The organism is Brevundimonas sp. (assembly GCF_044336875.1).
Taxonomy (GTDB): domain Bacteria; phylum Pseudomonadota; class Alphaproteobacteria; order Caulobacterales; family Caulobacteraceae; genus Brevundimonas.
The window spans coordinates 236,535-260,441 of record NZ_JBIIOP010000003.1; the positions used below are offsets into that span (position 1 = coordinate 236,535).

Annotated in this window: 31 protein-coding genes, 2 tRNA genes and 1 other RNA gene; 13 read left to right on the forward strand and 21 right to left on the reverse strand. The window is 67.0% G+C overall.

The features are described from left to right. Nucleotides 1–32 precede the first annotated feature (32 nt). The gene (locus ACIQ1T_RS06375) at nt 33–2,411 is read right to left on the reverse strand and encodes an ATP-dependent helicase (protein ID WP_395943806.1); all 2,379 of its coding nucleotides are present in this window, start codon (nt 2,409–2,411) and stop codon (nt 33–35) included. 73 nt (nt 2,412–2,484) lie between these two features. Between ACIQ1T_RS06375 and ACIQ1T_RS06380 the strand changes: the two genes are divergently transcribed. Continuing rightward, nucleotides 2,485–2,742, forward strand: a complete 258-nt coding sequence (locus tag ACIQ1T_RS06380; RefSeq protein ID WP_395943681.1) for a hypothetical protein — start codon at nt 2,485–2,487, stop codon at nt 2,740–2,742. A 5-nt stretch (nt 2,743–2,747) separates the two neighbouring features. Here ACIQ1T_RS06380 and ACIQ1T_RS06385 read toward each other — a convergent pair whose 3' ends face one another. Further along, nucleotides 2,748–2,972 carry a ribbon-helix-helix domain-containing protein gene (locus ACIQ1T_RS06385; protein WP_395943682.1) on the reverse strand — a complete coding sequence of 75 codons (225 nt, stop codon included), beginning with the start codon at nt 2,970–2,972 and terminating at the stop codon, nt 2,748–2,750. Continuing rightward, nucleotides 2,969–3,394 (reverse strand): YbaY family lipoprotein, encoded by a 426-nt coding sequence (locus ACIQ1T_RS06390; RefSeq protein WP_395943683.1) that lies wholly within the window; start codon nt 3,392–3,394, stop codon nt 2,969–2,971. The genes ACIQ1T_RS06385 and ACIQ1T_RS06390 overlap by 4 nt, the downstream gene beginning before the upstream one ends. A 104-nt stretch (nt 3,395–3,498) precedes the next feature. On the opposite strand from ACIQ1T_RS06390, the gene ACIQ1T_RS06395 reads away from it, so the two are divergent. Further along, nucleotides 3,499–4,392 carry a DMT family transporter gene (locus ACIQ1T_RS06395; protein ID WP_395943684.1) on the forward strand — a complete coding sequence of 298 codons (894 nt, stop codon included), beginning with the start codon at nt 3,499–3,501 and terminating at the stop codon, nt 4,390–4,392. Nucleotides 4,393–4,395: 3 nt separating this feature from the next. On the opposite strand, the gene ACIQ1T_RS06400 is transcribed toward ACIQ1T_RS06395, so the two are convergent. Both ACIQ1T_RS06400 and ACIQ1T_RS06405 read right to left on the reverse strand, forming a co-directional pair. Then, on the reverse strand, nt 4,396–4,581 hold the full coding sequence (locus ACIQ1T_RS06400; protein WP_395943685.1) for a DUF4169 family protein: 186 nt from the start codon (nt 4,579–4,581) through the stop codon (nt 4,396–4,398). 2 nt (nt 4,582–4,583) lie between these two features. Next, nucleotides 4,584–5,822, reverse strand: coding sequence for a patatin-like phospholipase family protein (locus tag ACIQ1T_RS06405; RefSeq protein ID WP_395943686.1), 1,239 nt, complete (start codon nt 5,820–5,822; stop codon nt 4,584–4,586). Nucleotides 5,823–5,987: 165 nt separating this feature from the next. Here ACIQ1T_RS06405 and ACIQ1T_RS06410 point away from each other — a divergent pair, with 165 nt between their 5' ends. Both ACIQ1T_RS06410 and ACIQ1T_RS06415 read left to right on the forward strand, forming a co-directional pair. Then, entirely contained in the window at nt 5,988–6,227 is a 240-nt protein-coding gene (locus ACIQ1T_RS06410; protein WP_395943687.1) for a DUF2171 domain-containing protein, read from the forward strand. A gap of 93 nt (nt 6,228–6,320) precedes the next feature. Then, on the forward strand, nt 6,321–6,707 hold the full coding sequence (locus tag ACIQ1T_RS06415; RefSeq protein ID WP_395943688.1) for a YccF domain-containing protein: 387 nt from the start codon (nt 6,321–6,323) through the stop codon (nt 6,705–6,707). On the opposite strand, the gene ACIQ1T_RS06420 is transcribed toward ACIQ1T_RS06415, so the two are convergent. The 4 genes from ACIQ1T_RS06420 to fumC form a co-directional block, all read right to left on the reverse strand. Further along, entirely contained in the window at nt 6,704–7,777 is a 1,074-nt protein-coding gene (locus ACIQ1T_RS06420) for an alpha/beta hydrolase (protein WP_395943689.1), read from the reverse strand. The genes ACIQ1T_RS06415 and ACIQ1T_RS06420 overlap by 4 nt on opposite strands. Before the next feature lie 59 nt (nt 7,778–7,836). Beyond that, nucleotides 7,837–8,151, reverse strand: a complete 315-nt coding sequence (locus ACIQ1T_RS06425; protein ID WP_395943690.1) for a CcdB family protein — start codon at nt 8,149–8,151, stop codon at nt 7,837–7,839. Next, nucleotides 8,142–8,390 carry a type II toxin-antitoxin system CcdA family antitoxin gene (locus ACIQ1T_RS06430; protein WP_395943691.1) on the reverse strand — a complete coding sequence of 83 codons (249 nt, stop codon included), beginning with the start codon at nt 8,388–8,390 and terminating at the stop codon, nt 8,142–8,144. The genes ACIQ1T_RS06425 and ACIQ1T_RS06430 overlap by 10 nt, the downstream gene beginning before the upstream one ends. Before the next feature lie 78 nt (nt 8,391–8,468). Next, the gene (gene fumC, locus ACIQ1T_RS06435; RefSeq protein WP_395943692.1) at nt 8,469–9,860 is read right to left on the reverse strand and encodes a class II fumarate hydratase; all 1,392 of its coding nucleotides are present in this window, start codon (nt 9,858–9,860) and stop codon (nt 8,469–8,471) included. A gap of 84 nt (nt 9,861–9,944) precedes the next feature. Between fumC and ACIQ1T_RS06440 the strand changes: the two genes are divergently transcribed. Then, nucleotides 9,945–10,559, forward strand: a complete 615-nt coding sequence (locus tag ACIQ1T_RS06440; RefSeq protein ID WP_395943693.1) for a peptidylprolyl isomerase — start codon at nt 9,945–9,947, stop codon at nt 10,557–10,559. Next, nucleotides 10,556–10,912, forward strand: coding sequence for a RusA family crossover junction endodeoxyribonuclease (locus tag ACIQ1T_RS06445; RefSeq protein ID WP_395943694.1), 357 nt, complete (start codon nt 10,556–10,558; stop codon nt 10,910–10,912). Before ACIQ1T_RS06440 ends, ACIQ1T_RS06445 begins: the two co-directional genes overlap by 4 nt. Here ACIQ1T_RS06445 and ACIQ1T_RS06450 read toward each other — a convergent pair. Beyond that, nucleotides 10,881–11,645 (reverse strand): C13 family peptidase, encoded by a 765-nt coding sequence (locus ACIQ1T_RS06450; protein WP_395943695.1) that lies wholly within the window; start codon nt 11,643–11,645, stop codon nt 10,881–10,883. The two genes, ACIQ1T_RS06445 and ACIQ1T_RS06450, sit on opposite strands and share 32 nt — an antisense overlap. 64 nt (nt 11,646–11,709) lie before the next feature. Next, entirely contained in the window at nt 11,710–12,180 is a 471-nt protein-coding gene (locus ACIQ1T_RS06455; RefSeq protein ID WP_395943696.1) for an SspB family protein, read from the reverse strand. Between the two features lie 247 nt (nt 12,181–12,427). Here ACIQ1T_RS06455 and ACIQ1T_RS06460 point away from each other — a divergent pair, with 247 nt between their 5' ends. Beyond that, nucleotides 12,428–13,444: an exo-alpha-sialidase gene (locus tag ACIQ1T_RS06460; protein ID WP_395943697.1), complete on the forward strand. Its 1,017-nt coding sequence runs from the start codon at nt 12,428–12,430 to the stop codon at nt 13,442–13,444. A 7-nt stretch (nt 13,445–13,451) separates the two neighbouring features. On the opposite strand, the gene ssrA is transcribed toward ACIQ1T_RS06460, so the two are convergent. Both ssrA and miaA read right to left on the reverse strand, forming a co-directional pair. Further along, nucleotides 13,452–13,819: a transfer-messenger RNA gene (gene ssrA / locus ACIQ1T_RS06465) on the reverse strand. Nucleotides 13,820–13,834: 15 nt separating this feature from the next. Next, entirely contained in the window at nt 13,835–14,707 is an 873-nt protein-coding gene (miaA, locus tag ACIQ1T_RS06470) for a tRNA (adenosine(37)-N6)-dimethylallyltransferase MiaA (RefSeq protein WP_395943698.1), read from the reverse strand. A 74-nt stretch (nt 14,708–14,781) separates the two neighbouring features. Between miaA and ACIQ1T_RS06475 the strand changes: the two genes are divergently transcribed. Next, the gene (locus ACIQ1T_RS06475; protein WP_395943699.1) at nt 14,782–15,849 is read left to right on the forward strand and encodes an Mrp/NBP35 family ATP-binding protein; all 1,068 of its coding nucleotides are present in this window, start codon (nt 14,782–14,784) and stop codon (nt 15,847–15,849) included. Between the two features lie 75 nt (nt 15,850–15,924). After that, complete coding sequence (locus ACIQ1T_RS06480) at nt 15,925–17,022, forward strand: NADH:flavin oxidoreductase (RefSeq protein ID WP_395943700.1); 1,098 nt, start codon at nt 15,925–15,927, stop codon at nt 17,020–17,022. Between the two features lie 21 nt (nt 17,023–17,043). Here the strand turns inward: ACIQ1T_RS06480 and ACIQ1T_RS06485 are convergent, their stop codons facing one another. Further along, nucleotides 17,044–17,364 (reverse strand): YbjQ family protein, encoded by a 321-nt coding sequence (locus ACIQ1T_RS06485; RefSeq protein ID WP_395943701.1) that lies wholly within the window; start codon nt 17,362–17,364, stop codon nt 17,044–17,046. Between the two features lie 9 nt (nt 17,365–17,373). After that, complete coding sequence (locus ACIQ1T_RS06490; protein WP_395943702.1) at nt 17,374–17,901, reverse strand: dihydrofolate reductase; 528 nt, start codon at nt 17,899–17,901, stop codon at nt 17,374–17,376. 57 nt (nt 17,902–17,958) lie between these two features. Between ACIQ1T_RS06490 and ACIQ1T_RS06495 the strand changes: the two genes are divergently transcribed. Further along, entirely contained in the window at nt 17,959–18,555 is a 597-nt protein-coding gene (locus tag ACIQ1T_RS06495; RefSeq protein ID WP_395943703.1) for a hypothetical protein, read from the forward strand. Nucleotides 18,556–18,565: 10 nt separating this feature from the next. Here ACIQ1T_RS06495 and ACIQ1T_RS06500 read toward each other — a convergent pair whose 3' ends face one another. The 4 genes from ACIQ1T_RS06500 to ACIQ1T_RS06515 form a co-directional block, all read right to left on the reverse strand. Continuing rightward, a complete protein-coding gene (locus tag ACIQ1T_RS06500) occupies nt 18,566–18,868 on the reverse strand; it encodes a phosphoribosyl-ATP pyrophosphohydrolase (RefSeq protein WP_395943704.1) in 303 nt (100 codons plus the stop codon). A 5-nt stretch (nt 18,869–18,873) separates the two neighbouring features. After that, nucleotides 18,874–19,719, reverse strand: coding sequence for an alpha/beta hydrolase family protein (locus ACIQ1T_RS06505; RefSeq protein WP_395943705.1), 846 nt, complete (start codon nt 19,717–19,719; stop codon nt 18,874–18,876). 26 nt (nt 19,720–19,745) lie between these two features. Then, entirely contained in the window at nt 19,746–20,603 is an 858-nt protein-coding gene (locus ACIQ1T_RS06510) for a thymidylate synthase (protein WP_395943706.1), read from the reverse strand. Nucleotides 20,604–20,818: 215 nt separating this feature from the next. Beyond that, nucleotides 20,819–21,361, reverse strand: coding sequence for a DUF924 family protein (locus ACIQ1T_RS06515; RefSeq protein ID WP_395943707.1), 543 nt, complete (start codon nt 21,359–21,361; stop codon nt 20,819–20,821). Between ACIQ1T_RS06515 and ilvC the strand changes: the two genes are divergently transcribed. After that, a complete protein-coding gene (ilvC, locus tag ACIQ1T_RS06520; protein WP_395943708.1) occupies nt 21,360–22,394 on the forward strand; it encodes a ketol-acid reductoisomerase in 1,035 nt (344 codons plus the stop codon). The genes ACIQ1T_RS06515 and ilvC overlap by 2 nt on opposite strands. Nucleotides 22,395–22,454: 60 nt before the next feature. Here ilvC and ACIQ1T_RS06525 read toward each other — a convergent pair. Then, nucleotides 22,455–22,531 (reverse strand) — tRNA-Pro (locus ACIQ1T_RS06525). Nucleotides 22,532–22,731: 200 nt separating this feature from the next. Here ACIQ1T_RS06525 and ACIQ1T_RS06530 point away from each other — a divergent pair. Beyond that, nucleotides 22,732–22,805: transfer RNA gene (locus ACIQ1T_RS06530), tRNA-Gln, on the forward strand. 38 nt (nt 22,806–22,843) lie between these two features. After that, on the forward strand, nt 22,844–23,017 hold the full coding sequence (locus ACIQ1T_RS06535) for a hypothetical protein (RefSeq protein ID WP_395943709.1): 174 nt from the start codon (nt 22,844–22,846) through the stop codon (nt 23,015–23,017). A 63-nt stretch (nt 23,018–23,080) separates the two neighbouring features. Here ACIQ1T_RS06535 and ygiD read toward each other — a convergent pair whose 3' ends face one another. Next, nucleotides 23,081–23,866: a 4,5-DOPA dioxygenase extradiol gene (gene ygiD, locus ACIQ1T_RS06540; RefSeq protein ID WP_395943710.1), complete on the reverse strand. Its 786-nt coding sequence runs from the start codon at nt 23,864–23,866 to the stop codon at nt 23,081–23,083. Nucleotides 23,867–23,907: the final 41 nt, after the last annotated feature.

Below are 23,907 nucleotides of genomic sequence, written 5' to 3' on the forward strand. Positions count from 1 at the left end.
GGTCGGCTCCGTCTGCTGAGTGGACTGTCGGGTTAGGCTTTCTCGACGAAGCTGTCGATCACCCGCTTCTCGCCGGCCTTCTCGAACTCGACAACCAGCTTGTTGCCCTCGACGACGCGGACGTTTCCGTAGCCGAACTTCTGATGGAAGACGCGTTCGCCCTTCTTCCAGCCCGAACTCGACTTGGGATCGGCCGTGGCGATCAGGCGGCCGTCGCCTTCGATCACGGCCTTGCGCGCCGGGATCTTGTTCGGCGTCTGGCCGGCGGTGAAGGATTGGGCGCGTTTCCAGCCGGGCGAGGAATAGCCGCTGCCGAAGGAGGGGGCGTCGTCCCAGCGGCTCTTGGCCTCCTTCATGCCGGTCGAGGCGCCGTAGTAGCCGGTGTCCGACTGGGGATCGACGTGGGCGATGGGCAGTTCGTCGACGAACCGGCTGGGCAGTTGCGAGGTCCAGCGGCCATAGACCAGACGATTGGCGGCGAACGAGATCCGCGCGTCCCGCTTGGCCCGGGTCACGCCGACATAGGCCAGGCGGCGTTCCTCCTCGAGCCCCTTCTCGCCCTTCTCGTCGATGCTGCGCTGGCTGGGGAAGACGCCTTCCTCCCAGCCGGGCAGAAAGACCAGGGGGAACTCCAGTCCCTTGGCGCCGTGCAGGGTCATGATCTGCACCGCCCCGTCGCCGTTGGGATCGTCGCCGGCGCCGCGATCCAGGTCCATGACCAGGGAGACGTGTTCCAGATAGGCCTGCAGCGTCTCGAACTGCTGCATCGACTGGGTCAGTTCCTTCAGGTTTTCCAGCCGCGTCTGGCCCGAGGTCCGGTCGGCCTTCTGCATGTCGGTGTAGCCGCTCTCCTCCAGCACCGTCTCCATGACCTGCCAGTGGGGCGTGTCGGCCGACAGGGCGCGCCAGCGGTCGATGTCGCGCACGAAGTTGGACAGGGCCGTCCGTGTCCGGGCCTGGAGCTCGTCGGTATTGATCAGGCCGCGCACGGCGGTCAGGGCGGAGATGTCGTGCTGGCGGGCGATCTGCAGGATCTTCTGGACGCTGGTGTCGCCTATGCCGCGCTTGGGTACATTGACGATCCGCTCGAAGGCCAGGTCGTCGTCCTCGGACAGGATCAGGCGCAGATAGGCGTGGGCGTCGCGGATCTCGGCCCGTTCGAAGAAGCGCGGGCCGCCGATGACCGTATAGGGGACGGCCAGCATGACCAGCCGTTCCTCGAACGCGCGCATCTGGAACGAGGCGCGGACCAGGATGGCCATATCCTTGTATTTCAGGCCGGGCTCGCCGGCGTGGGGGCGGCGGGCGGTCTCGATTTCGTCGCCGATCAGGCGGGCCTCGGCCTCGCCGTCCCAGACGCCGCGCACCCGGACCTTGTCGCCGCTGTCGTCCTCGGTCCACAGGGTCTTGCCCAGACGGTCGCGGTTGGCGGCGATCAGGCCCGAGGCCGCGCCCAGGATATGGCTGGTCGAGCGATAGTTTCGCTCCAGCTTGACGATCTTGGCGCCGGGGAAGTCGCGTTCGAACCGCAGGATGTTGTCCACCTCGGCTCCGCGCCAGCCGTAGATCGACTGGTCGTCGTCGCCGACGCAGCAGACATTGCCGGTCGAGGCGGTCAGCAGTCGCAGCCACAGATACTGGGCGACATTGGTGTCCTGATATTCGTCGACCAGAATGTAGCGGAAGCGACGGCGGTATTCCTCGGCTAAGTCCCCGTGCTGCGACAGGATGGTGATGTTGTGTAGCAGCAGGTCGCCGAAGTCGCAGGCGTTCAGGCTGCGCAGACGCGCCTGGTAGGCGGCGTACAGGCCCTGGCCCTTGCCGTTGGCGAAGTCCTCGCCGGAGGGCAGTTTCTCGGGCGTCCAGCCACGGTTCTTCCAGTGGTCGATCAGGCCGCTCAGCGACTTGGGCGTCCAGCGCTTGGTGTCGATGTTGGCGGCTTCCAGCAGCTGTTTCAGCACCCGTTCCTGGTCGTCGGTGTCCAGGATGGTGAAACTGGACTTCAGTCCGACCAGTTCGGCGTGGCGGCGCAGGATCTGGGCGGCGATGGAGTGGAAGGTGCCCAGCCAGCGCAGACCCTCGGCCGAGGGACCGATCAGATGGGTGATCCGCTCGCGCATCTCGCGCGCGGCCTTGTTGGTGAAGGTGACGGCCAGCAGTTCCCACGGCTTGGCCCGGCCGGTGGCCAGGATGTGGGCCAGGCGGGTGGTCAGAACGCGGGTCTTGCCCGTGCCGGCGCCGGCCAGAACCAGGACCGGTCCCTCGGTCGTTTCCACCGCCTCGCGCTGCTCGGGGTTCAGCCCCTTCAGATAGTCGCGCGGCTCGGCCCCCTCGGGCGCACGGGCGCGCGCGAGGTCGGAGATGCGGGGGGCGGGCAGGTCGGTCACAGGCAGGGAACGCTCATACGGCAGATTCGAAACCGGAACATAAGGGGACCGGAAGGCGATGTCAGGGCCGCAGCGCAAATCATCGTCCGGAACCGGCTTGCGCGACGACCTGTTCCCTATCGCGATGCAACGGAAGATGCAGACGATGTCGAGGCCGAATGATCATGAATCGAGGGGAGAAAAGGCCGGCTGGCGCGCTTTCGCCCTCGGCATGGCGGGCATGTTCGCCGTCATGGCGCTCTGGGTGGCGCTGGCCGAGCGCGCCGAGGCGCCGGACGCCGAGATCGAAATGATCGGCCGCCCGCAATCGGCCGTCAGCCCGCCTGCGGATCGTCGCGACTCCCGAGCGGAATAGTCGCTTCAGGCGGCCGCCCCGTGTTCCGCCACCCAGGTCAAGGCCAGCAGACGGCAAGCGGACGCCAGCGGCCTGCGACCACGATTGGCGTCGATATCCGCCAGCAACTGCGCCTTGCTCAGGGTCCGCATCTCGGCGATCCGGTCGAGCACGGCCCAGAACTCGGGCTCCAGCGCCACCGAGGTCGCATGGCCGGCCAGGACCACCGATCGCTTGCTCAGGCCGCTCAACGCGCGGACTTCAGCACGATCTCGGCCGAGGCCGGGGCGCCATTGGTCAGGACGGCGTGGCGGGTATCGGTGATGAAGACCAGACCGCCGGCCGCATCGCGGATTTCGGCGCGCGCGGCATAGGAGTGGCGCGGATCGATCTGTGTGGAGGGGAAACCCAGGGTCACGCGATAGGGCGGGGCGCCGGCCAACGGTTCGCTGTGTTCCGCCAGCACCCGGGCGGGAGCGTCGGCCAGGCTGACGTCCTCGACCCGCACCGTCAGCACATGGCCGGGCGGCAGCATGATCCGCTCACGATACAGGGCGGTGACGTTCACCGTCGTCGTGCCGGTGCTCATTTGCGGGCTGTCGGGTGCTGGGGTGGTGGCGGCGCAGGCGGCCAGGACGAGGGCGGCGGGCAGGATCATCGGGGCGTGGCGCATGGGGGCTCCTCTTCAGGTCCAGTCTGTCATACTCCGGCGCAAGACGTGAGCGGCGCCGTTCGCCTTGCGGTGATAAGCGGACTTGCGTCAGCCGGAGTTCCGCCGTGAGTCGTCCCTTCGCCATCGCCGCCATCGCCGTCTGCGCCCTGATCTGGGGCACCACCTGGTTCGCCATCACCCTGCAACTGGGGCCGGTCGATCCGATCGTCTCCATCGTCTGGCGTTTCGGCCTGGCGGCGGTCGTCCTGTTCGGCTTCTGCGCCCTGACCGGCCGACCCTTGCGCCTGACCCGCGCCCAGCATCTGGCGGCCGCCGGGCAGGGGGCCTTCGTCTTCGCCGTCAGCTATGCTTTCGTCTATGCGGCCGAGGGTCAGGTCGCCTCGGCCGTGGTCGCCGTCATTTTTGCGGCCCTCGCCTTCGTCAACCTGATCCTGTTCCGGGTCCTGGCGGGCCAGAAGCCCGCCGCAGGGGCCTTGCAGGGCGCGGTCCTCGGCGTCTGCGGTGTCGCCGTCCTGTCATTCGGACAGTTGTCCGGTACGGGGGCGTCGGCCGGCGTAAACCCGGCCCTGGGCGTCGTCTTCGCCCTGATCGCCGTGATGGCCTCGGCCTTCGGCAACTGGTTCGCCTGGCGTGGGCAGCAGGCGGGGTCGCCCGTCATGGCGGCCACCGCCTGGGCCATGGCCTATGGCACGGCCATGCTGGCCGCCTATGGGCTCGCCACCGGCGTAGAATGGAGGGTCGAGCCGACCCCGGCCTACATCCTGTCGCTGCTGCACCTGTCGCTGTTCGGCTCGGTGATCGCCTTCGGCCTGTATTTCACACTGGCGCGCCAGAGGGGCTACGCCTTGGCCAGCTATATCTCGGCCCTGACGCCGCCCATCGCGGTGATCATGTCGGTGCTGTTCGAGGGGGCGCAGGTCGGGGCGACCATGCTGATCGGCCTGGCCCTGGTGCTGGGCGGTCAGGTCCTGTTGATCCGAGCGCCGAAACCGGCCTGAGGTTCAATCCTCGGACTTATCCAGCTTCTGGCCGTCCAGCAGACGGGCGGCGCGCGCGCGATCCGTCTCGGCCGACTGTTTTTGGGCCCTGGTGCGGCCGTGGGCGGCCCTGTTGGCGGCGGCGCGGGCCTTGTCCTCCGCCTTCGCCCGGCCCTTGCGGGCGCGATTCAGATTTATGATCTCGGCCATGATTATTGCGGCGCCGGCAGGGGCGGCGTCTCCTCCTTGGGCCTTAAAGCCTCGGGCACGGCCTCGGCGGGCAGGACCGCGGCAGGGATGAAAGTCTGTTCCGACGCCGTCTGGTCCAGTCGCGCCCAGCCGTCGGGATTGCGCCCGCGTTCGCGACCCAGGTCGAACAGGGCGTTCATCGTCTCGGAATCGAACTTCAGGCTGGAGGCCTCGACATTGTCGGGAATGGCCGACAGGGACATGGCCATGCCGTTGCGCCGGGCGAAGGCCGCCGTGGTCGCCAGATGTGTCCGCAGCGAAGCCTTGCTCATGCTGTCGTAGCTGCGCAGCAGGATGCCGGTCAATTTGCCGGGCGTCACGCCTTCGTTGCGCGCCACCTGGCCATTGACCACGACATAGAGGGCGCCCCCGCCGCGCTGGTCCGCGCCGCGCGTCCACAGGGTCAGGTTTTCAGGGATGGCCAGGAAAGGGGTGTTCACCCCGCCGTCGGCGTGCATCTCCATCACCACCGTATGGTCAGGCTGCAGCCCAGCGATCAGGACGGGCGGGAAGACGCCCGGGATGCTGGCCGAGGCGACGAGGACCTCGCGGAACAGGGCGCGAGAATTGGCGTCGTTCTGGGCGGCCAACAGGCCCATGTCCCAGATCACCGTCTCCTCGCTGTCCAGATTGGTGGTGGCGACCAGAAGGCGGCGGCCCTTGGCGTGCTCGCGGGCGATGGCCTGAAGCAGTTCGGGGGTGACGTTCTCGTCGACCAGTTTGCGCAGGGCGCTGGAGCTGAACAGGCTGGGGTAGAGGAACAGGGCCAGGCTGCGCCAGCTCAGCAAGCCGCTGGCCCCGCCATCGGTATAGGCGTTGCGAAGCTGGGGGTCCCACTCCGGCCCGGCGAAGGCGAAGGGGGCGGCGAGGGCGCCGGTGCTGACGCCTGTGACGATGTCGAAGCTGGGGCGGTCGCCGCGCTCGGTCCAGCCCACCAGCAGGCCGGCGCCATAGGCGCCGTTGGCCCCGCCGCCGGACAGGGCCAGCATGTTGAATGGTCGGCCGTTCGCAAGCCGCCCGCCGATCTCCTGGGTGAAGGCGCCCAGTCGCGCGGCGTCATTGGCGCGGATGCGAGGGTCCTGCGCCGGAACCAGCGATCCGTCGGCGATCCGCAGCGGGCCTGTCGGCCGATCCAGCGTGCCGCAGGCGGCGACGCTCAAGGCCATGACGCCCGCCAGCAGGCTCGATCCGATCCGTCGCATCCTCAGCGTTCCAGGCCTGTTTCGCGTGGAGCCCGTCATACAACCGGTGCGGGGGCCTGTCATCACACCAGCATGAAACCCCGAGTTTCAAGCGCCGCCGTTTGAAACCCGGGTCGTCGGCAAACGTTTCTACAAGCAGGACAATCCGATCCAAGGGAGATCATCATGCTCGACACGGCCCTCATCAAGGAACACCTCGAAGTCGTCGGTTCGGACGGTGGCCACGTCGGCCGCGTCGACCATGTGCTCGGCGATCAGATCGAACTGGCCAAGCTCGACCTGGCGGGTGGCTTCAAGCACCACATGATTCCGGTCAGCTGGGTCGAACGGGTCGACGACAAACATGTCCACCTGAGCTTGACCCAAGAGGACGCCAAGGCCCGATGGAGCGAAAAACCCCATTAGGTTCGCGCAGTCTTACAGCGATTTAACGGAGCCTCCGCTGTCCCAGGCGGGGCCTTCCGCCTATCTGGAGCTCATCCTTACCGGAGCGCCGCGATGATCCGCCTGATTCTGAACGTCCTGTGGTTCATTCTCGGCGGCTGGCTGTCCGGCCTGCTCTGGCTGCTGGGCGGCGCGATCCTGGCCGTCACCATCGTCGGCCTGCCGTGGAGTTTCGCAGCCTGGCGGATCGCCAGCTATTCCTTTTGGCCCTTCGGCCGCGAGATTGTCTGGCAGGAGGCTAATCCCGTTTCCGGTTGCCTGGGCGTGGTGCTGAACGTGGTCTGGTTCGTGGTCGCCGGCTGGTACATCGCCTTGTCGCACCTGGTGATCGCAGTGGCCGAGTTCGTCTCCATCATCGGCATTCCCTTCGCCCTGAAGGATCTGGAACTGGCCAAGCTGGCCCTGGCGCCGGTGGGCCGGACCATTCGGGACAAGCCCTAGAGCGGCTCGGGCGGGACCGGTTCCGGCGGTCTTCCCGGTCGGATGCCAGTCTCGGCGACGATCCGCCAGGACCGCTGGCGTTCGACGAAGGCGCGGTTCGGAATTTCGTCGAGCGGCGTGTCGGCCAGGACGGCCGAGATGTCGTCAATCATGGCCTGGCTGCGGATATAGTAGCTGTGCTCGACGAACGGATCGGCCGACCCCGCCACCGCGCGGCAATCCACCAGTGCGACCTTCTTCGGAATCAGATCGACCAGGCGTGGTCCGTCGGAGCCCAGGCGGTCAGGGTTGGCCTTCGTCTTGTCCGATACCGTCAGTCCCTTGTCGTTCGGGTTGAAGTAGACGGTCACCTGGCGGCCGATGCGCGGCAGCAGACGTAGCTTCGTGTCGTGTTCGAAGGCGTCGTCGTCCTCATCCGGCGCGGCCAACAGGATCTGGTCGAACAGCCGGGTCAGACCATCGCGGTCCTTGGCGATCAGGGCCTGCAGCGCCTGACGCAGCACATAGGCGCCCATGCTGTGGACCAGCAGATGCACGCGACGCTGACAATAGTCGGCCTGGTTCAGGGCCAGGACGAAGTCGCGGAATTTCAGAAAGGCCCGGGCGATCGACGGGCCCGAGGCGCGGGCGTCCTCGCGGTCGCTGTAATAGGACATCCAGGGCACGGCGGCGCCGTCGGACGGCCAGCTGAAGACGGCGACATTCAGCGGGTGACCGCCGATGTTCAGCCCTTGGGCCAGCTGGGCCGCGCTCTGCAAGGCGCCGGTGAAGCTGACGTTGAAGCCGTGGATGAAGACCAGGGTGTCGCATTTGCTGCCCTGGGCCATGGACGCGCGAAGATCTTCCATGAACATGCCACCGCCCGTCCTGGTCACGTCGGGTTGGTTGAGGACATCGGGATAGACGTGCAGGTCCTGCAGCACCGGTCGCGCCGGATCGGGCTTGAAGTCGGCATAGCCGAACCGCAGGGCGGCGACGCCGTCGGTGTTGAAGGTGCGGCCGAAGACCTGTTTCTTGTTGGACGGCTGGTGGTTGCGATTGGTCGCGAAGAAGACCCGGATGTCGGTCATGGGGCGGCTCCCGGCGTTCAAGTCACGGCAACCCTAGCGTGCTTTTACGTCTGGCGTGATCAGAAGCCGGTGAACAGCCGGTCAAGGGCGCGGCGGATGTCGTCCTCATGGGCGGCGAGGGAGCCCACGCGGCGTTTTAGATTTCGCCCGGCCATCGCCGCCAGTTCGCTCACGACCAGAACCAGGTTTTCACTGGCGAAATCGACCTCGATTTCCAGGGATCCGACGGTCGCCTGGCTGTCGTTCACCAATGGGGCGACCACGGCGTCGTCGAAGTCCAGAACCAGATGCGAGGACAGGACGACCAGATACGGCGCGAACCGCCGGGCTTCTGGCGATGGATTTTCGAAGACGTTGAACTGCTTCACAGCCACGAAGGGCGAATATAGTCCGATAGCAGACCGCGTTCGCGGATACGGCGATTGTGGTCCTCGATAGCCTCGGCGTTCTCCTCGGCCCAGCGCTTCGCCCGCGCCTCAGCCCCGGCCGGATCGACCTTCTGCAGATGCAGTCGCAGGGCGCGCTCATCCATGCCGACGATGGAAACGCCCAAGGCCTGCGCCTGTTCGACCAGTTCCGGATCTATGCCGATGTTCAGTTCGACCTTGCCCATTCGCTCAGCCTAACGCGAAACGGGGACCGCGCCAAACCGGCCGGTCCCCGTCGAAGGTCTTCAGGATTTAGCCAAGCTTCAGCCCGGCGAGATCATCTTCTCGGGGCGGACCGCCTCGTCGAACTCGGCGTCGGTCAGATAGCCGCCGCCGACGGCCTCCTCGCGCAGGGTGGTGCCGTTCTTGTGCGCGGTCTTGGCGATCTTGGCGCAGATGTCATAGCCCAGCTTGCCGTTGAGGGCGGTGACCAGCATCAGCGAGTTGTTCAGGCCGCGGGCGATATTGTCCTCACGGGCCTCGATGCCGACGACGCAGTTGTCGGTGAAGCTGATGGCCGCGTCGGCGACCAGGCGCACCGACTGCAGGAAGTTGTAGGCCATGACCGGGTTGTAGACGTTCAGCTCGAAATGCCCCTGCGAGCCGGCGAAGGTCAGGGCGGCGTTGTTGCCGAACACCTGGACGCAGACCTGGGTCAGGGCTTCGCACTGGGTCGGATTGACCTTGCCCGGCATGATCGACGAGCCGGGCTCGTTCTCCGGCAGGGCCAGTTCGCCCAGACCCGAACGCGGACCGGAGCCCAGGAAGCGGATGTCGTTGGCGATCTTGAACAGGCTGGCGGCGACCGTGTTGATCGCGCCGTGGCTGAAGACCATGGCGTCGTGGGCGGCCAGGGCCTCGAACTTGTTCGGGGCGGTGGTGAAGGCCAGGCCGGTGATCTCGGCGATCTGGGCCGCGACCTTCTCGGCGAAGCCGATGGGCGCGTTCAGACCCGTACCGACGGCGGTGCCGCCCTGCGCAAGCTCCATCAGGGCCGGCAGGGTCTGTTCGATGCGCTTGATGCCGTTCTCGACCTGCTGGGCGTAGCCGCCGAACTCCTGACCCAGGGTCAGGGGGGTGGCGTCCTGGGTGTGGGTGCGGCCGATCTTGATGATGTGGGCCCAGGCCTTGGCCTTGGCGTCAAGGGCGGCGTGCAGGTGTTTCAGCGCCGGCAGCAGGTCGTTGACCACCTGTTCCGCGCAAGCCACGTGCATGGCCGTCGGATAGGTGTCGTTCGACGACTGGCTCATGTTGACGTGGTCGTTCGGGTGAACCGGCTTCTTGGAGCCCATCTCGCCGCCCAGGATCTCGATAGCGCGGTTCGAGATCACCTCGTTGGCGTTCATGTTCGATTGGGTGCCCGAACCGGTTTGCCAGACGACCAGGGGGAAGTGGTCGTTCAGCTTGCCCTCGATCACTTCATTGGCGGCCTTGATGATGGCGTCGGCCAGGGCCGGGTCCAGCTTGCCGAGATCGCGGTTGGTCTCGGCGGCGGCGCGCTTGACGATGCCCAGGGCGCGCACGACCGGCAGGGGCTGTTTCTCCCAGCCGATCTTGAAATTGCCCAGCGAGCGCTGCGCCTGGGCGCCCCAGTAGCGATCGGCGGCGACCTCGATGGGGCCGAAGGTGTCGGTTTCGGTGCGGACGTTGCTCATGGGCGGACTCGTCTCTCAGGCGTGGCGATTGGTTGCGCGGCGGTGTAGCACGAGAGCCGGACAGGGCAAGGCGAGGGCGCGGTCATGAGACCAAAGACGATATCGGTTCTGGCGGCCCTGTCGCTTTGCGGGTGCGCCACCACCCCGGTCTATCCGTCGAAACCGCGCGTGGCGCTGGACACGGCGGCGGGACGCATCGTCCTGGCGCTCGACGCGAAGGCGGCGCCGATCAGCACCTGTAATTTCATCGGCTATGTCGTCTTCGGCGACTACGATAATGGTTCGTTTTTCAGGACTGTCGTGCGTGAGACGAACGCCAACCCCAATCCGATCGACGTGATCCAGGCCGCGACGCCGCGAGGCAGCGACGACGACTCGCGGCCGCCTATCGTTCTGGAGCGCACGCGCGACACAGGGCTGCGCCATGTCGCGGGCGCGGTGTCGATGGCGCGAGACGGTCCGGACAGCGCGACCTCCAGCTTCTTCATCGTGACGCAGGAGACCCCCAGCCTCGACTTCGGCGGCGGCCGTAATCCGGACGGCCAGGGGTTTGCGGTCTTCGGCCGGGTGATCGAAGGGCTGGAGATCGCACGTCGGATCCAGCGTCTGCCTGCCGACGATCAGGAGCTGTTGACGCCGCCCGTCGTCATCCGCTCCGCGCGTCTGCTGGACGCGGCTCCGGCGATCTGCACCCCGTGACCGCCGGCTGGATCGGAACCGGCAAGGTCCGGGCGCGCGAGGACGGCCAGGCGGTCGAGATCGTCATCGACGGCCTGACCACCCAGGCCAAATACTACAAGCCGCTGGTCTATGAGTTCATGCGCAAGGAATGGTCGTCTCGGCCGTCCTGGGGCGACCATGTGGTCGAGATCCGGATGGAGCATGTCGGGGATCCGCCGTGGATGGACCTCGATAATCTGGCCAAGGCCCTGCTCGATTCGATCAAGGGCTATCTGTTTCACGACGACAGCCAGGTGGCGCGCCTGCTAGTCGAACGCCGCGAGGGCGAGAAGGAGCGGATCACGATCCGCTGCTATCCCCGCCAGGATTGAACCGCAGCGTCGGCAGAAGCAACTGCATCGTGCCGCCGATGGCCGTCTGGGGTTCTGAGGCGGGCGACAGATTTTCGGCCTGTTCGCGGGCGGCGACGCAGGCGGTCGCAGCGCGCGACAAGGCGATGAAGTCGGGTGTGGTCTTCAACCCGTCCAGCACGCATTCGTCGAAATAGGGATAGGTCGCATCCGCGGCGCAGCCGAACGACGACCGGTCGCGGCGGGCGGCCGTCATCACCATCCGGTTCGGCCCCTTCAGTCCGTCGACGAACACGCCCGAGAAACAGGCCGACAGCACCACCACCGTCGGCCGCTCGCCGCAGATGCGGCGCAGAACCGGAATCAGCCGCTCCGGGGCCAGGGTCGCGTCCGGCCCGAAGACCAGACCCTCGGGCGAGCCGTGCGAGGTGACGTAGAACAGGCAGCCGCGCGTGGCCCGTTCGGCGGTCGCCGCAAAGCGACGCAGGCTTTCCTCGGCCTGGACCGGCTGGGGCGCGTCGGGCCGCAGGCTGACGCTCACCATGGCCTCAGACGAGAAGCCGGCGCGTTGGAAGGCTGCGGTCAGATCGCGCCGCGCGTTGTCGAAGGCGGCGATGGGCCGGCCGTGACCGTCGCGCCAGTCCGCGGCGATGACGGCGGAGGCCCAGCCGTCGAAACGGCTCTGCGCGCCAGCGCCGCTGGGCAGGGCCAGGCCCAGCGCTGCGCACAGAACAGCCGTGATCCACCGAACCATCGCGTATCCCCCGCCTTGGCCTGATGATCAGACCTTAGCGCAGGCGTACGGACAGGGAAGGGGCTTACTTCTTGCGGAACTGGTCCAGGGACACGACCTTGGGTCCGTCCGAACCGGGCGTCGGATCCTCGGGCGGCGTGGCCTCGTCGACCAGTTCGACGATCTCGGGTTCGTCGAACTGAAGCAGGAACTGCACGCTGGGGTCGTAGAACCGGGTCACGGCCGAATAGGGCATGGCCAGGGTGCGCGGCACGCCGCCGAAGCGAAGCTTGACCGAGAAGCGGTCGGCTTCGACCTGCAGGTCCTCGTACTGGTGCTGCAGCACCACCGTCATCTCGTCCGGATATTTGGCCAGCATGTCCGGGGGAATACTGACGCCGGCGGCCCGGGTCTTGAAGGTGATGTAGAAGTGGTGGGCGCCCGGCAGGCCTTCGGCCAGAACATGGTCGAGGGCAGACCGGATCACGCCGCGCAGCGCTTCATGCGCCAGCCGCTCGTACTGCATCTCGTCGACCGGAGGGGTCTGGTCGGTCATCGTCACCTCGCAATTGAGCGCGACTGATAGCGGCCCCGGCGCGTGGGCGAAAGATGGCAGGACGGTAAACCGCATCCCATTCCCGGTCTATCGGCGCCATTCTGTCGTTCGATGAGGCCAAACGGCCCGCGCCAGGGGTTGGGAGGCCCGCATCATGATCATAAGCAGACGATTCCTCGGCATCGGCGCCAGCGCCGTCGTGATCGCCCCGAGCGCTGTTCGAGCCGCTGTTCGGAGGGATGACGGCATGGCGTCGCACGCGCTGCTGTCGTCCGGCTTCATCTACGAGACTGCGCCCTATGCCCAGGCCCACGCCTCGACCGTGGTCCAGATCGCCGATGGCGCGATCGGGGCAGCCTGGTTTGGCGGCACGCACGAGAAACACCCCGACGTCTGTATCTGGTTCGCGCGCCTCGACGGCGGCGTCTGGGCGACGCCCATGCAGGTGGCGGACGGCGTCCAGCCCGACGGCGCGCGGTATCCGACATGGAACCCCGTGCTGTTCCAGCCGTCTGGCGGCCCGTTAATCCTGTTCTACAAGATCGGGCCGAATCCCTTCTCGTGGTGGGGCATGGTGGTCGCCTCGCAGGACGGCGGCCGCAACTGGTCGAAGCCACGGCGTCTGCCGAACGGCGTACTGGGACCGATCAAGAACAAGCCGGTGATGCTGGCCGACGGCAGCTGGATCTCGCCCTCCAGCACCGAGGCAGGCGAGGGCATGGGCGCACACGCCGGGGCAGGCTGGCGTCTCCATTTCGAGATCAGTCGAGACCAGGGGCGCAACTGGATCGTGACCGCGCCCGTCGAATCTCCGCTGAACATCGACGCCATCCAGCCTAGCGTCTTGTTGCACCGGGACGGCGCGATCCAGGCGGTGGCGCGGACGCGTCAGGGCGCGCTGGCCTCGACTTGGTCGCGTGACGCCGGTCGGACCTGGAGTCCGTTGGGCGCGATCAACCTGCCCAATCCCAACTCGGGCACGGATGCGGTGACGTTGCAGGACGGACGGCATCTGCTGATCTACAATCATTCGGCCCATGCGCCCGAGACGCCGGGCAAGGGGCCGCGCTGGCCGCTGAATCTGGCCCTGTCCGATGACGGGGTGACCTGGCGCAACGTCCTGACGCTGGAGAGCGAGCCGGTTCCGGCCGGCTATGCCTATCCGGCCATCATCCAGGCGGCGGACGGTCGGATCCATGCGACCTGGACCCACGACCGCCGGCGCATAAGCCATGCGGTGATCGATCCGTCGAAACTGGAATGAAGGGGATAGCGCCGGGATTCTGTTGCCAGGCTCCCGACAGGCCCCGCCCAAGGATCTGAACCCCTAGGACTTAAGATTCGAAATCAACCGAACCGCATTACGCGGCGAGGCGGACTTCTCCAGCGAAGTTATCGTTCGCAGTTAGAAAATGGCCCGATACGGTGGGCCAGGACGAGCGAAAGCAATCCTCTTTACACGTCCGTCGATGCTAGTCGGCCCCAGGCTGCCTCCGCCGATAACGCGGGGAAGAAGTTGGTGGAGCCGCCGGGAATCGCACCCGGGTCCGGTCCGCTTATTACAAGCGCGTTTATCGCTATAGTCCGGCCGAAACCGGACGGGATCAATATAGGCCCTGGCTCGACGCATTCCAAGCGTCGCGTGCGGATCGCTTCAGACGCGGGTCCAGTCGGCCGTCTGGTTGCGGAACCAGGTGAGTTGCCGCTTGGCGTAGTTGCGGGTCGCCTGTTTCAGTGCGTCCACGGCGGTCGTGCGATCCAGGTCGCCCGCCAGATACGCCGCCAACTCGCGCACTCCGACCGCCTTCATCGCGGGCAGATTTGCGTCGAGACCGCGCGCGGCCAGCATCTGGACCTCGTCCAGCGCGCCCTGATCCATCATCAGGTCCACCCGACGGTCGCAGTTGGCGTAGAGGGCTTGCCGCTCCGGCTCTATCACCAGCCCCCGCCATGACCCTGACTCCAGCAGTGGTCGGGTCTCCGCCTTCCAGCCGCTCAGGGCGCGGCCGCTGGCGGCATGGACGCTCATCGCCCGTACAAGGCGCTGGCGGTCGCCCTGTTCGATGGCGCGGGCCGATTCCGGATCGATCTCGGCCAGACGAGCGCGAAACAGGGCCTCCCCTTGATCCTGGTAATCCGCCTCAACCGCGTCGCGCACGCCTTCCGGGACTGGGGGAATATCCGCCAGGCCTCGCGTCAGGGCGGTGAAATACAGACCCGTTCCGCCGACCAGGATCGCCGGGCGGCCCTCGGCGCCAAGGGCGTCCAGCAGGTCCAGGGCAGCGCGGCTCCATTTGCCGACCGACCAGGCCTCGGCGGCGTCGACGACGCCATAGAGGCGATGATCGGCTTCAGCCTCTTCCTCGAGCGACGGGCGAGCGGTCAGTACGCGCAGATCGGCGTAGAGTTGCTGGCTGTCGGCGTTGACGATCACCGCCCCGGTTTCGCGCGCCATCTTCAGCGCCAGGGCCGACTTGCCCGAGGCGGTCGGGCCGGCGAGCAGGGTGACTGATGGCGGCTGGGACAAATCGAGGCTCGCGAGACGGGTCCGAGGGCGATAGAACGCCCGCCTTGTCGCCTGCAAGTCTTCTGGAGACCGCCTTGGTCGAACGTTCCGCCGTCATCGCCGCCCTCGACGCCGTCATCGACCCGGTTTCCGGCCAGGGGCTGGTCGCCGCCGGTCTGGTCCAGGGCCTCGTCGTGGCCGAGGACCGCGCCGGCTTCGCCCTGGAGGTCGACCGCAGCCAGGCCGCCGCCTACGCCCCCGTCCGAGACGCGGCCGAGGCGGCGCTGAAGGCGATTCCGGGCATGGGGCGGGTCTCGGTCATCCTGACCGCCGAGGCCAAGCCCGCAGCCGCGCCGCGCACCGCTGGCCTGTCCAGAGCCGCCGTCGATCAGGGGCGACCCAAGGCGCCGGTTCCGACCGACCGTCCGGCCAATGTGCGCCGCGTGCTCGCCGTGGCCAGCGGCAAGGGCGGGGTGGGCAAGTCGACGGTCTCGGTCAATCTGGCGGCGGCGCTGGCTGCGCGAGGGCTCTCGGTCGGCATCCTGGACGCCGACGTCTATGGGCCGTCGCTTCCGACCATGCTGGGGATCTCGGGCCAGCCCGCCTACGAGGACGGCGCCATCGTCCCGCACGTCGCACATGGGCTGAAGGCCATGTCGGTCGGCCTGCTGACCAGGATGGACGACGCCATGATCTGGCGCGGCCCCATGGCGTCACAGGCCATCACCCAGATGCTGACCCAGACCCGCTGGGGCACGGAAGCCTCGCCTCTGGACGTGCTGGTGGTCGATCTGCCGCCCGGCACCGGGGACGTGCAACTGACCCTGATCCAGAAGACGCCGCTGGACGGGGCGGTCATCGTCTCGACTCCGCAGGAGGTGGCCCTGGCCGATGCGCGCCGCGCCCACACCCTGTTCCAGAAGGTGGGCGTGCCGACCCTGGGCCTGATCGAGAACATGAGCGGCCCCATCTTCGGCCGGGGCGGCGCCGAGGCGGAAGCGCAGCGCCTGTCCGTGCCCTTCCTTGGCGACCTGCCGCTGGACGCCGCCCTGCGCGAAGGCGGCGACGCCGGCCGCCCGCCCGTGGCCGCCGATCCGGACGGCGAGATCGCCCAGCGGTTCGCCGCCATCGCCGAACGGGTCGCGGCCGGTTTGAACCTCTGACGAAAAAACCGGATAAGGGTTTTCAAAGGCAACGTTCTTCTCCACCTTGACGCCATCCCCAGCCGAGGAGCGCCCATGAGCGTCGACGCCCTGTTCCGCCCGTTCACCGTCAAGGGTCTGACCCTGCCCAACCGCATCGTCATGGCGCCCATGACGCGGTCCTTCTCGCCGAACGGGATCCCGACCACGGATGTCGCCGGCTATTATCGCCGTCGGGCCGAGGGCGGGGTGGGGCTGATCGTCACCGAGGGCACGGTGGTGGAACGGCCCGCCGCCCGCAACGACGTTAATGTGCCGGTCTTTCATGGTGAGGCCCTGCCGCAGTGGAAGACGGTCGTGGACGAGGTTCACGCCGCCGGGGGGCTGATCGCGCCGCAGATCTGGCACGTCGGCTCGGCCCGTGGTCAGGGCGCCGACTGGGCGCCTTTGGGTCGGATCGACAGCCCGTCGGGCATGACCGCTCCGGGCAAGTCGAAGTTCGAGCCGATGACCGAAGAGGATGTGGCCGACACCATCGCCGCCTTCGGTCGCTCGGCCCGCGCCGCCCGCGAACTGGGCTTCGACGCGGTCGAGATCCATGGGGCGCATGGCTATCTGATCGACCAGTTCTTCTGGGGCGGGGTCAATGTCCGCGAGGATCGCTGGGGCGGGCCGACCGTCGCCGATCGCGCCCGTTTCGGCGCGGAGGTGGTCAAGGCTGTCCGCGAGGGCGTCGGCGACGACATTCCGGTCATTCTGCGTCTGTCGCAATGGAAGCAGCAGGACTACGCCGCTCGTATCGCCGAGACGCCGGACCAGATGGTCGAATGGCTGACGCCGTTGTCGGACGCCGGCGTCGACGTCTTCCACTGTTCGCAACGCCGCTTCTGGGAGCCGGAGTTCGAGGGATCGGACCTGAACTTCGCCGGCTGGACCAAGAAGCTGATGAACAAGCCGACCATCACCGTGGGCTCGGTCGGGCTGGACGGCGAGTTCATCGCGGCCTTTGGCGGCGAGGGCTCGCGTCCCGCCTCTCTGGACGGCCTGCTGCGTCGACTGGAGGCCGAGGAGTTCGATCTGGTCGCCGTGGGTCGCGCCCTGCTGGCCGACCCCGGATGGGTCGAGAAAATCCGCGACGGCCGCAACGACGAGCTGCAGAACTTCGAACGCTCGGCCCTGATGAGCCTGTCCTGAAGCTGGCGGCGTCGGGTCGGTTCAGGCCGGCTCGACGATCACGGCCGTGCCATAGGCCAGAACCTCGGTCACGCCGGGCATGATCTCGGTGGCGTCATAGCGGACGGCCAGAATGGCGTTGGCGCCGTGAGCCTCGGCGTGCTTGACCAACTCGTCATAGGCTTCCTGACGCCCGGCCTCGGCCAGTTTGACATAGGCCCCGACCCGGCCGCCCAGCATCGACTGGACCCCGCCGATGGCGTCGGAGATGGCGTTGCGCGACCGCACCGTCACGCCACGCACCAGGCCGATGTGGCGGGTGACGCGGAAGCCGGGCAGGTCGTTGGTGGTGGTCACATACATGGCGCGCTCCTAGCGGCGTTCCAGGACGCGGAAGGTGAAGGCGTGATCGTCCTTCTCGCCCGCCGGATGGGATTCTGACGATACCTCGACCCAGGCCGTGTCGTCGAACGCCGGGAAGACCGCATCGCCCTCAGGGGCGGCGTCCACCTCGGTGATATACAGCCGACGGGCGCGGGGCAGGGCGGCCTCGAACAGGGCCGTGCCGCCGATGACGCAGATCTCGTCGACGCCGTCCTCTTCCGCCGTCTCGCGGCCGATCTCGATGGCCTCGTCCAGGGTGGCGCAGACCAGGGCGCCCTTGGCCATGCCATCGGCCTCGTAGGATTCGTCGCGCGTCATGACTAGGTTCAGCCGGCCGGGCAGGGGCTTCAGCGGCAGGCTCTCCCAGGTCTTGCGGCCCATCAGGCAGGGCTTGCCCACGGTGATGGCCTTGAACCGCTGCAGGTCGCTGCGAAGCCGCCAGGGCAGGTCGCCGTCACGACCGATGACGCCGTTGCTTCCGCGAGCGACGACGAGGGAAATCATTGGCTGGGGCAAGAACCTTGACCGTATCCATGCGTTGAGGAAGCCCCTCCAATGGACGCGCCTCCCGCCATGAGCAAGTACATCCCCGCCGTCGTCGTCGGTTTCATCGTCGCCTTCGGGGTCAGCGCGGGTCTCTCTCTGCTTATGGCTTCGGCCGGAGCGGATGTCGGCGTCTTCTTGCCGGGGATGACGGGGGCGATGGTGGGCGTCTTCACCGCCTATATCATGGGCAATCTGGCCGGGAACCGCCGGGGCAAGGCGGCCGGCGAAGCCCAGAAACAGGCCGCACTCGACTTCCGACCCGACCACGGGGACCAGGCCCTGCTGATCGTGTTTCGCGAAGGATTTATCGGCAAGGCGGCGGGCATGGACCTGTCGGTCGACGGCCGCTTTATCGCCCAGCTCAAGAGTCCGCGCTTCACCGCCATTTCCGTCGCGCCCGGCGGCCACCAGCTGTCGATGGCGTTCGGCGGTCTGGCGGGCAAGCAGAACAAGCCGACCGTCGAAGGCTTTATCGCCAAGCCCGGCGACGTTATCGCCTTTCGCGCCACCATGGCGATGGGGGCGCTGAAGAACCGTATTGTGGTTGAACGGGTGGAGAGCCGCGAGACCCTGAGCCTGCGCCTCAAGCCCATGATCATGATCGCGCCCGAGCCTGAAGCCTGACGCCCCAATCCTAGGTCTCTGCGGGCTCCAGCCACTTCAGCCATTTGCGCTGCATCGCCTTTTCCACGTCGACGCCAGACCGGGCGCAATAGATCAGCAGCATCCCCAGCACGTCGGCGGCCTCATCGCCCAGGGCGGTTTCGTCCGGCGTTCCCCGCGCCCGGCGGGTCAGGCGCAGATGCTCGGCGGTCAGTTCGCCCAGTTCCTCCTGAAGTTTCAGCAGGGCCCAGTCCCGGTCGCGGTCGATGTCGTGCTCGGCGGCATAGAGGTCGGAGATCCGCAGGACGGCGGCGGTCAGGTCGTCGATCGTCATCTGTGTCAGCGGCGTTCCACGATCACGCCGGGCGCGGCGAAGGCGGCCAGACGCGCCTTGGCCTCGGCGTCGCCCAGGGCGTAGGCGTCGAGAAAGGCTTCGCTGGCCGCGACGATGGGGGCGAAGGTTTCGTCCGCCTTGACCAGCTGGTGATCGCCGTCATGGAAGACCAGCAGGGTCTTGTCTCCGGCCGGGCTGGCGTCGAACGGCGTGCGGTGGTCCTGCCAGTCGTCGGCGAAGCCGGGCACCAGATCCTTGTCGCCGGTGATCATCAGCAGGGGGGCGGCCAGGGGCGCATAGGTCTGGCCCGTCACCACGCCGGGGATGTTGCCGGGCGAGGAAAAGGCGATCACGCCCTTGACCGCCGGATCGCCCAGAGGCCCGGCGGGCGTCAGGGCGCCGGCCTCGATCAGGGACATCAGCGAGCCGAAGGAATGGCCGGCGACGATCAGCGGCTTGCCGGGATGGGCCTGTTCGACGGCGGCTCGGGCGACGCCCAGATCCATCAGACGGGTCGAAAAGGCGGTGGCGCCGTCGGCCCTGCGTTGCGGGTGTAGCTGAGAATCGACGTGCAGAGGAGCGATGACGGTGAAGCCGTGGCCGGCCCATTCCGCCAGCAGGCGGTCATAGGCCTCGGGCGCGCCGCCGAAGCCGTGGCTGAAGACAATCACACCCTTCTCGTCAGGCGCCGTCCAGACATGCATCGAAACCGTGCGGCCGTCCGGCGCGGGAATCGACTGGATCGTCGGGGCGACGGTCGTCGCGGCTTCGATCGTCGTGGGCTGAAGGGCGAAGGCGGGCAGGGGCGCGGCCAGCAGGACGGCGCTGGCCAGAAGGGCGCGGATCGACATGGACGGCTCCGGGAGGAAGGGGCCGCTCAGACCGCGACCTGAGCCTTGATATGCGGCCAGGCCTCGTAACCCTCAAGCGTGAAATCAGACAGCTCGAAAGCGAACAGGTCGTCTTTCGGGGCGATCTTCATGACGGGCAGGGGCAGGGGCTCGCGGCTCAGCTGCAGCTCGGCCTGTTCAAGGTGGTTCAGGTACAGGTGGGCGTCGCCGAAGCTGTGGACGAACTCACCGGGCTCCAGCCCGACCACCTGGGCCACCATCATGGTCAGCAGGGCGTAGGAGGCGATGTTGAACGGCACGCCCAGGAAGACGTCGGCGCTGCGCTGATACAGCTGGCAGCTCAGCTTGCCGTCGGCGACGAAGAACTGGAACAGGCAGTGGCAGGGCGGCAGGGCCATGTCGTCGACGTCGGCCGGGTTCCAGGCCGTGACGATGTGGCGGCGGCTGTTGGGATTGGTCTTCAGTCCGTGGACCAGTTTCTCGATCTGGTCGATGATCCGACCGTCCGGCGCGGTCCATGACCGCCACTGCTTGCCATAGACCGGACCCAGCTCGCCCTCGGCGTCGGCCCATTCGTCCCAGATGCGGACCCCGTTGTCCTGCAGCCAGGCGATATTGGTCTCGCCGCGCAGGAACCACAGCAGTTCGACGATGATCGACCGCAGGTGCAGCTTCTTGGTGGTCAGGACCGGGAAACCCTTGGACAGGTCGAACCGCATCTGGCGGCCGAACACGCCCAGGGTCCCGGTGCCGGTGCGGTCGTCGCGCCGTGCGCCGTTATCCAGAATGTCGCGCAGCAGATTCAGATACTGCCATTCCGGATGGTCGGCCGGAGCCGTTGCTTTCCGAGCCTGAAGTTCAGCGGTGGCGACCTGAGCGTTCATGAGGGGAGGATGCCTCAGAACGGGTGATTCGACACTCAAAACGCACGCCCGATCGGCGGGCGTCCACAAGAAACCGAATCAGTCGGGCGAGCGCTTTCGGTTCCGGCCTTTCGGAGGAGGGTATGGAGGGCTGGGCGGGGCGCCGGCGTGTGATCTGGCGGGAGCGAGCCATCAATTTCCCTTCTCCCCTTGCGGGAGAAGGAAAGAACAGAGGCTCACCCCCCGAACCCGCCCGCGTCCAGGAAGGCCTGTTCCTCGGGCGTGGTCTCGCGGCCGAGGCAGCGGTTCCGGTGTGGAAAACGACCGAACCGGACAATGATGTCGCGGTGGATGTGGCCCCATTTCTCCAGGTCTGCGTCCCCGGCGACCAGTTCGAGGTAGCGGTCCTGATCCTCGATCCGCTCCGAATGTTCGAACGGAAGCAGCAGGAAATTCCTCAGCGGCGGCGCGACCTGCAGGTGCAGACCGCGCGCCACCGCCTGTTTGGCGAACATCAGCGCCAGAGGATCGGTGGCGAACTGGTGCGCCGTGCCGCGAAAACTGTTGCGCGGATACTGGTCCAGCAGGATCAGCAGGGCCAGCGCCCCCTCGGCCGTCGCCATCCAGTCGTCCAACTCGCGCCGCGCCGCCGCCCAGTGAGCGGCCCGGCCGCGGTCACGGAACAGGGCGTCGAAGGCGTCATCCCGGGCGAACCACTTGTCCGGACCTGCTTCTTTCCAGAAGGCGACGACGGCGGATGGGGTTATGAATACGGCCATGACCCAGACCCTAGCCAATCCTCTGCCCGCCTTCCACGACCGTGACTGCGACCTTTCGATCATTCGCGGCAAGCGTGTCGCCATGATTGGTTACGGCAGCCAGGGCCGCACCCATGCGCTGAACCTGCGCGATTCGGGCGTGGCCGACATCGTGGTGGGGCTGAAGGCCGATTCGAAGACCCGCGACCTGGTCCACGCCGACGGTTTCACCGTCATGACCGCCGCCGAGGCCGCCTCGGGCGCGGACGTGATCGCCGTCATGACTTCGGACGAGGCCCACCGCGACCTGTGGCGCGACGACCTGGCGCCGAATGTGCGGCCCGGCGCGGCCCTGGTCTTCGCTCACGGTCTGTCGGTGCGGTTCGGCCTGGTCGAGCCTCGCCCCGATCTGGACGTCATCCTGGCCTCGCCCAAGGGGATCGGCCCGCGCATCCGCGACCTGTACGAGGCCGGCGAGGGGGTCTTCTGCCTGTTCGGCGTCCATCAGGACGCCACGGGCGGCGCCCACGCCCTGGGCCTGTCCTATGCGGCCGCCCTGGGCTGCGGCCGCAAGGGCATACTTGAGACCACGATGAGGGATGAATGCGAGAGCGACCTATTCGGCGAACAGGTGGTGCTGTGCGGCGGGATCGCTGAACTGATCGATTCGGCCTTCATGAAACTGGTCGAGGCCGGCTACCCGCCCGAGGTGGCCTGGTTCGAATGTTTCTACGAGACCAAGCTGGTCACCGACCTGATGTACGAGCGCGGCATCGCCGGCGCCTTCGCCAAGATCTCCAATACCGCCGAATACGGCGCCTATCTGACCGGGCCCAGGGTTATCAACGCCGTCTCGCGCGCCGGGATGGATCAGGTGCTGGCCGAGGTGCGCAACGGCGACTTCGTACGCCGACTGATGGCCGACTATGACGCCGGTTCGCCCGACCTGCTGTCGCACCGCAAGGCTCTGGGCCTGCGGACGATCGAATCCGTCGGGGCTCACCTGAACGCGGTGGCTCGAAATGCGCTGGAGGATGCAGCGAACGACGCGTGACGCGCAGAAGCGGCGGGTCCAGGACCCGCCGCCACGCTATCGATGTCTCGATGAATAAGATGGTCGGAGTGAGAGGATTCGAACCTCCGACCCCTGCGTCCCGAACGCAGTGCTCTACCAGGCTGAGCCACACTCCGACCGTGGGGGCTGACCTTGCGGCGTCGCCCCGAAGTGAGGACGCGGCTTATAGCCATGGGTTTCGGGCCCCGCAAGCACCCATTTCGACCTTCTTCGCACAGACCGAAAATAGTCCTGAAAGAGGGTGTTGCATCCCAAATCGGTTTGTCCTATCTGACCGCCTCCGCCGCACCACGGCGCTGCGGAACGCCGGACCTGCTGGGGAATGGTGTAATGGTAACACTCCGGTTTTTGGTACCGTCATTCTAGGTTCGAGTCCTAGTTCCCCAGCCACCGCTTTCTACTTTTAGATCACATATTTATAGGTCCGGTTGGACGACTGGTCGCGCAATGCGCCCAACCTGGACCTGGGGGGCGAATGGCCCCTGTCCGAGCGGTTGATGCTCAGCCTGGGCTATCGCGGCATGCTAGGCGACGCCTCGACCATCCACGGCGGACAGGTCGGGGATCGTCGCGCGCGCCGTTTCAAGAAATGCGATCTCTGATCAGACATTAGGCGACCTGAAGTGGAGACGAGTTAGCATTGGACCGACAGCGCCGGGCGGCGGTCAGTTCCCCAGTGTGACGCTGGTCATGCTGAGCGAGCCGTGTTCGATGTGGTCCGGGGAGAAGACAGGCGTGTCGCCGGGCTGGCGGGCGCCCAGGATGTAGAGCAGCGGCCAATAGTGTTCCGGCGTCGGGATCGAGAGGGCGGCGGGTTCGCCCTGGCTCGCATAGTCGACCGCCTTTTCCGGCGTGTCCGTGAGGATGGCGTCGCGGACATGGTCGTTGAACGCCTTGGCCCAGGGGTAGGGGGCGCAGTTCTGATCGCCCCAGTCCATGGCCGGCAGATTGTGGACGATATTGCCGGTGCCAATGATCAGGACGCCCTCGTCCCGCAGGGGGGCGAGGCGGCGGCCCAGTTCGAAATGCCCGGCCGGTGGCAGGGTCACGTCCATGCCGAGCTGGACGACCGGGACATCGGCCTGCGGATAGGCCTTGCACAGGACCGACCAGGTGCCGTGGTCCAGTCCCCAGGATCGGTCGTCCAGGGCGACAGGCGTGGGGGACAGGATCTCGCGGACGCGGGCGGCGAGCTCGGGCGAGCCTGGGGCTGGATAGCGGACGTCGAACAGGGCCTGTGGAAAGGCGCCGAAGTCGTGAATGGTCTTGGGACTGGCCATGGCGGTGACGGCCGTGCCCCGGGTCTCCCAGTGGGCCGAGACGCACAATATGGCTCTTGGCTTGCCGATCCGCTCGGCTATGCCCGCCCAGGTCCGGGTCACCTCATTGTCCTGGAGGGCGATCATCGGGCTCCCGTGACCGAAGAAGACGACGGGCAGGCGCTGGCTCATGGAAGGATTCCGAACAGGATGGGAGCCAAGACCTAGCGGCG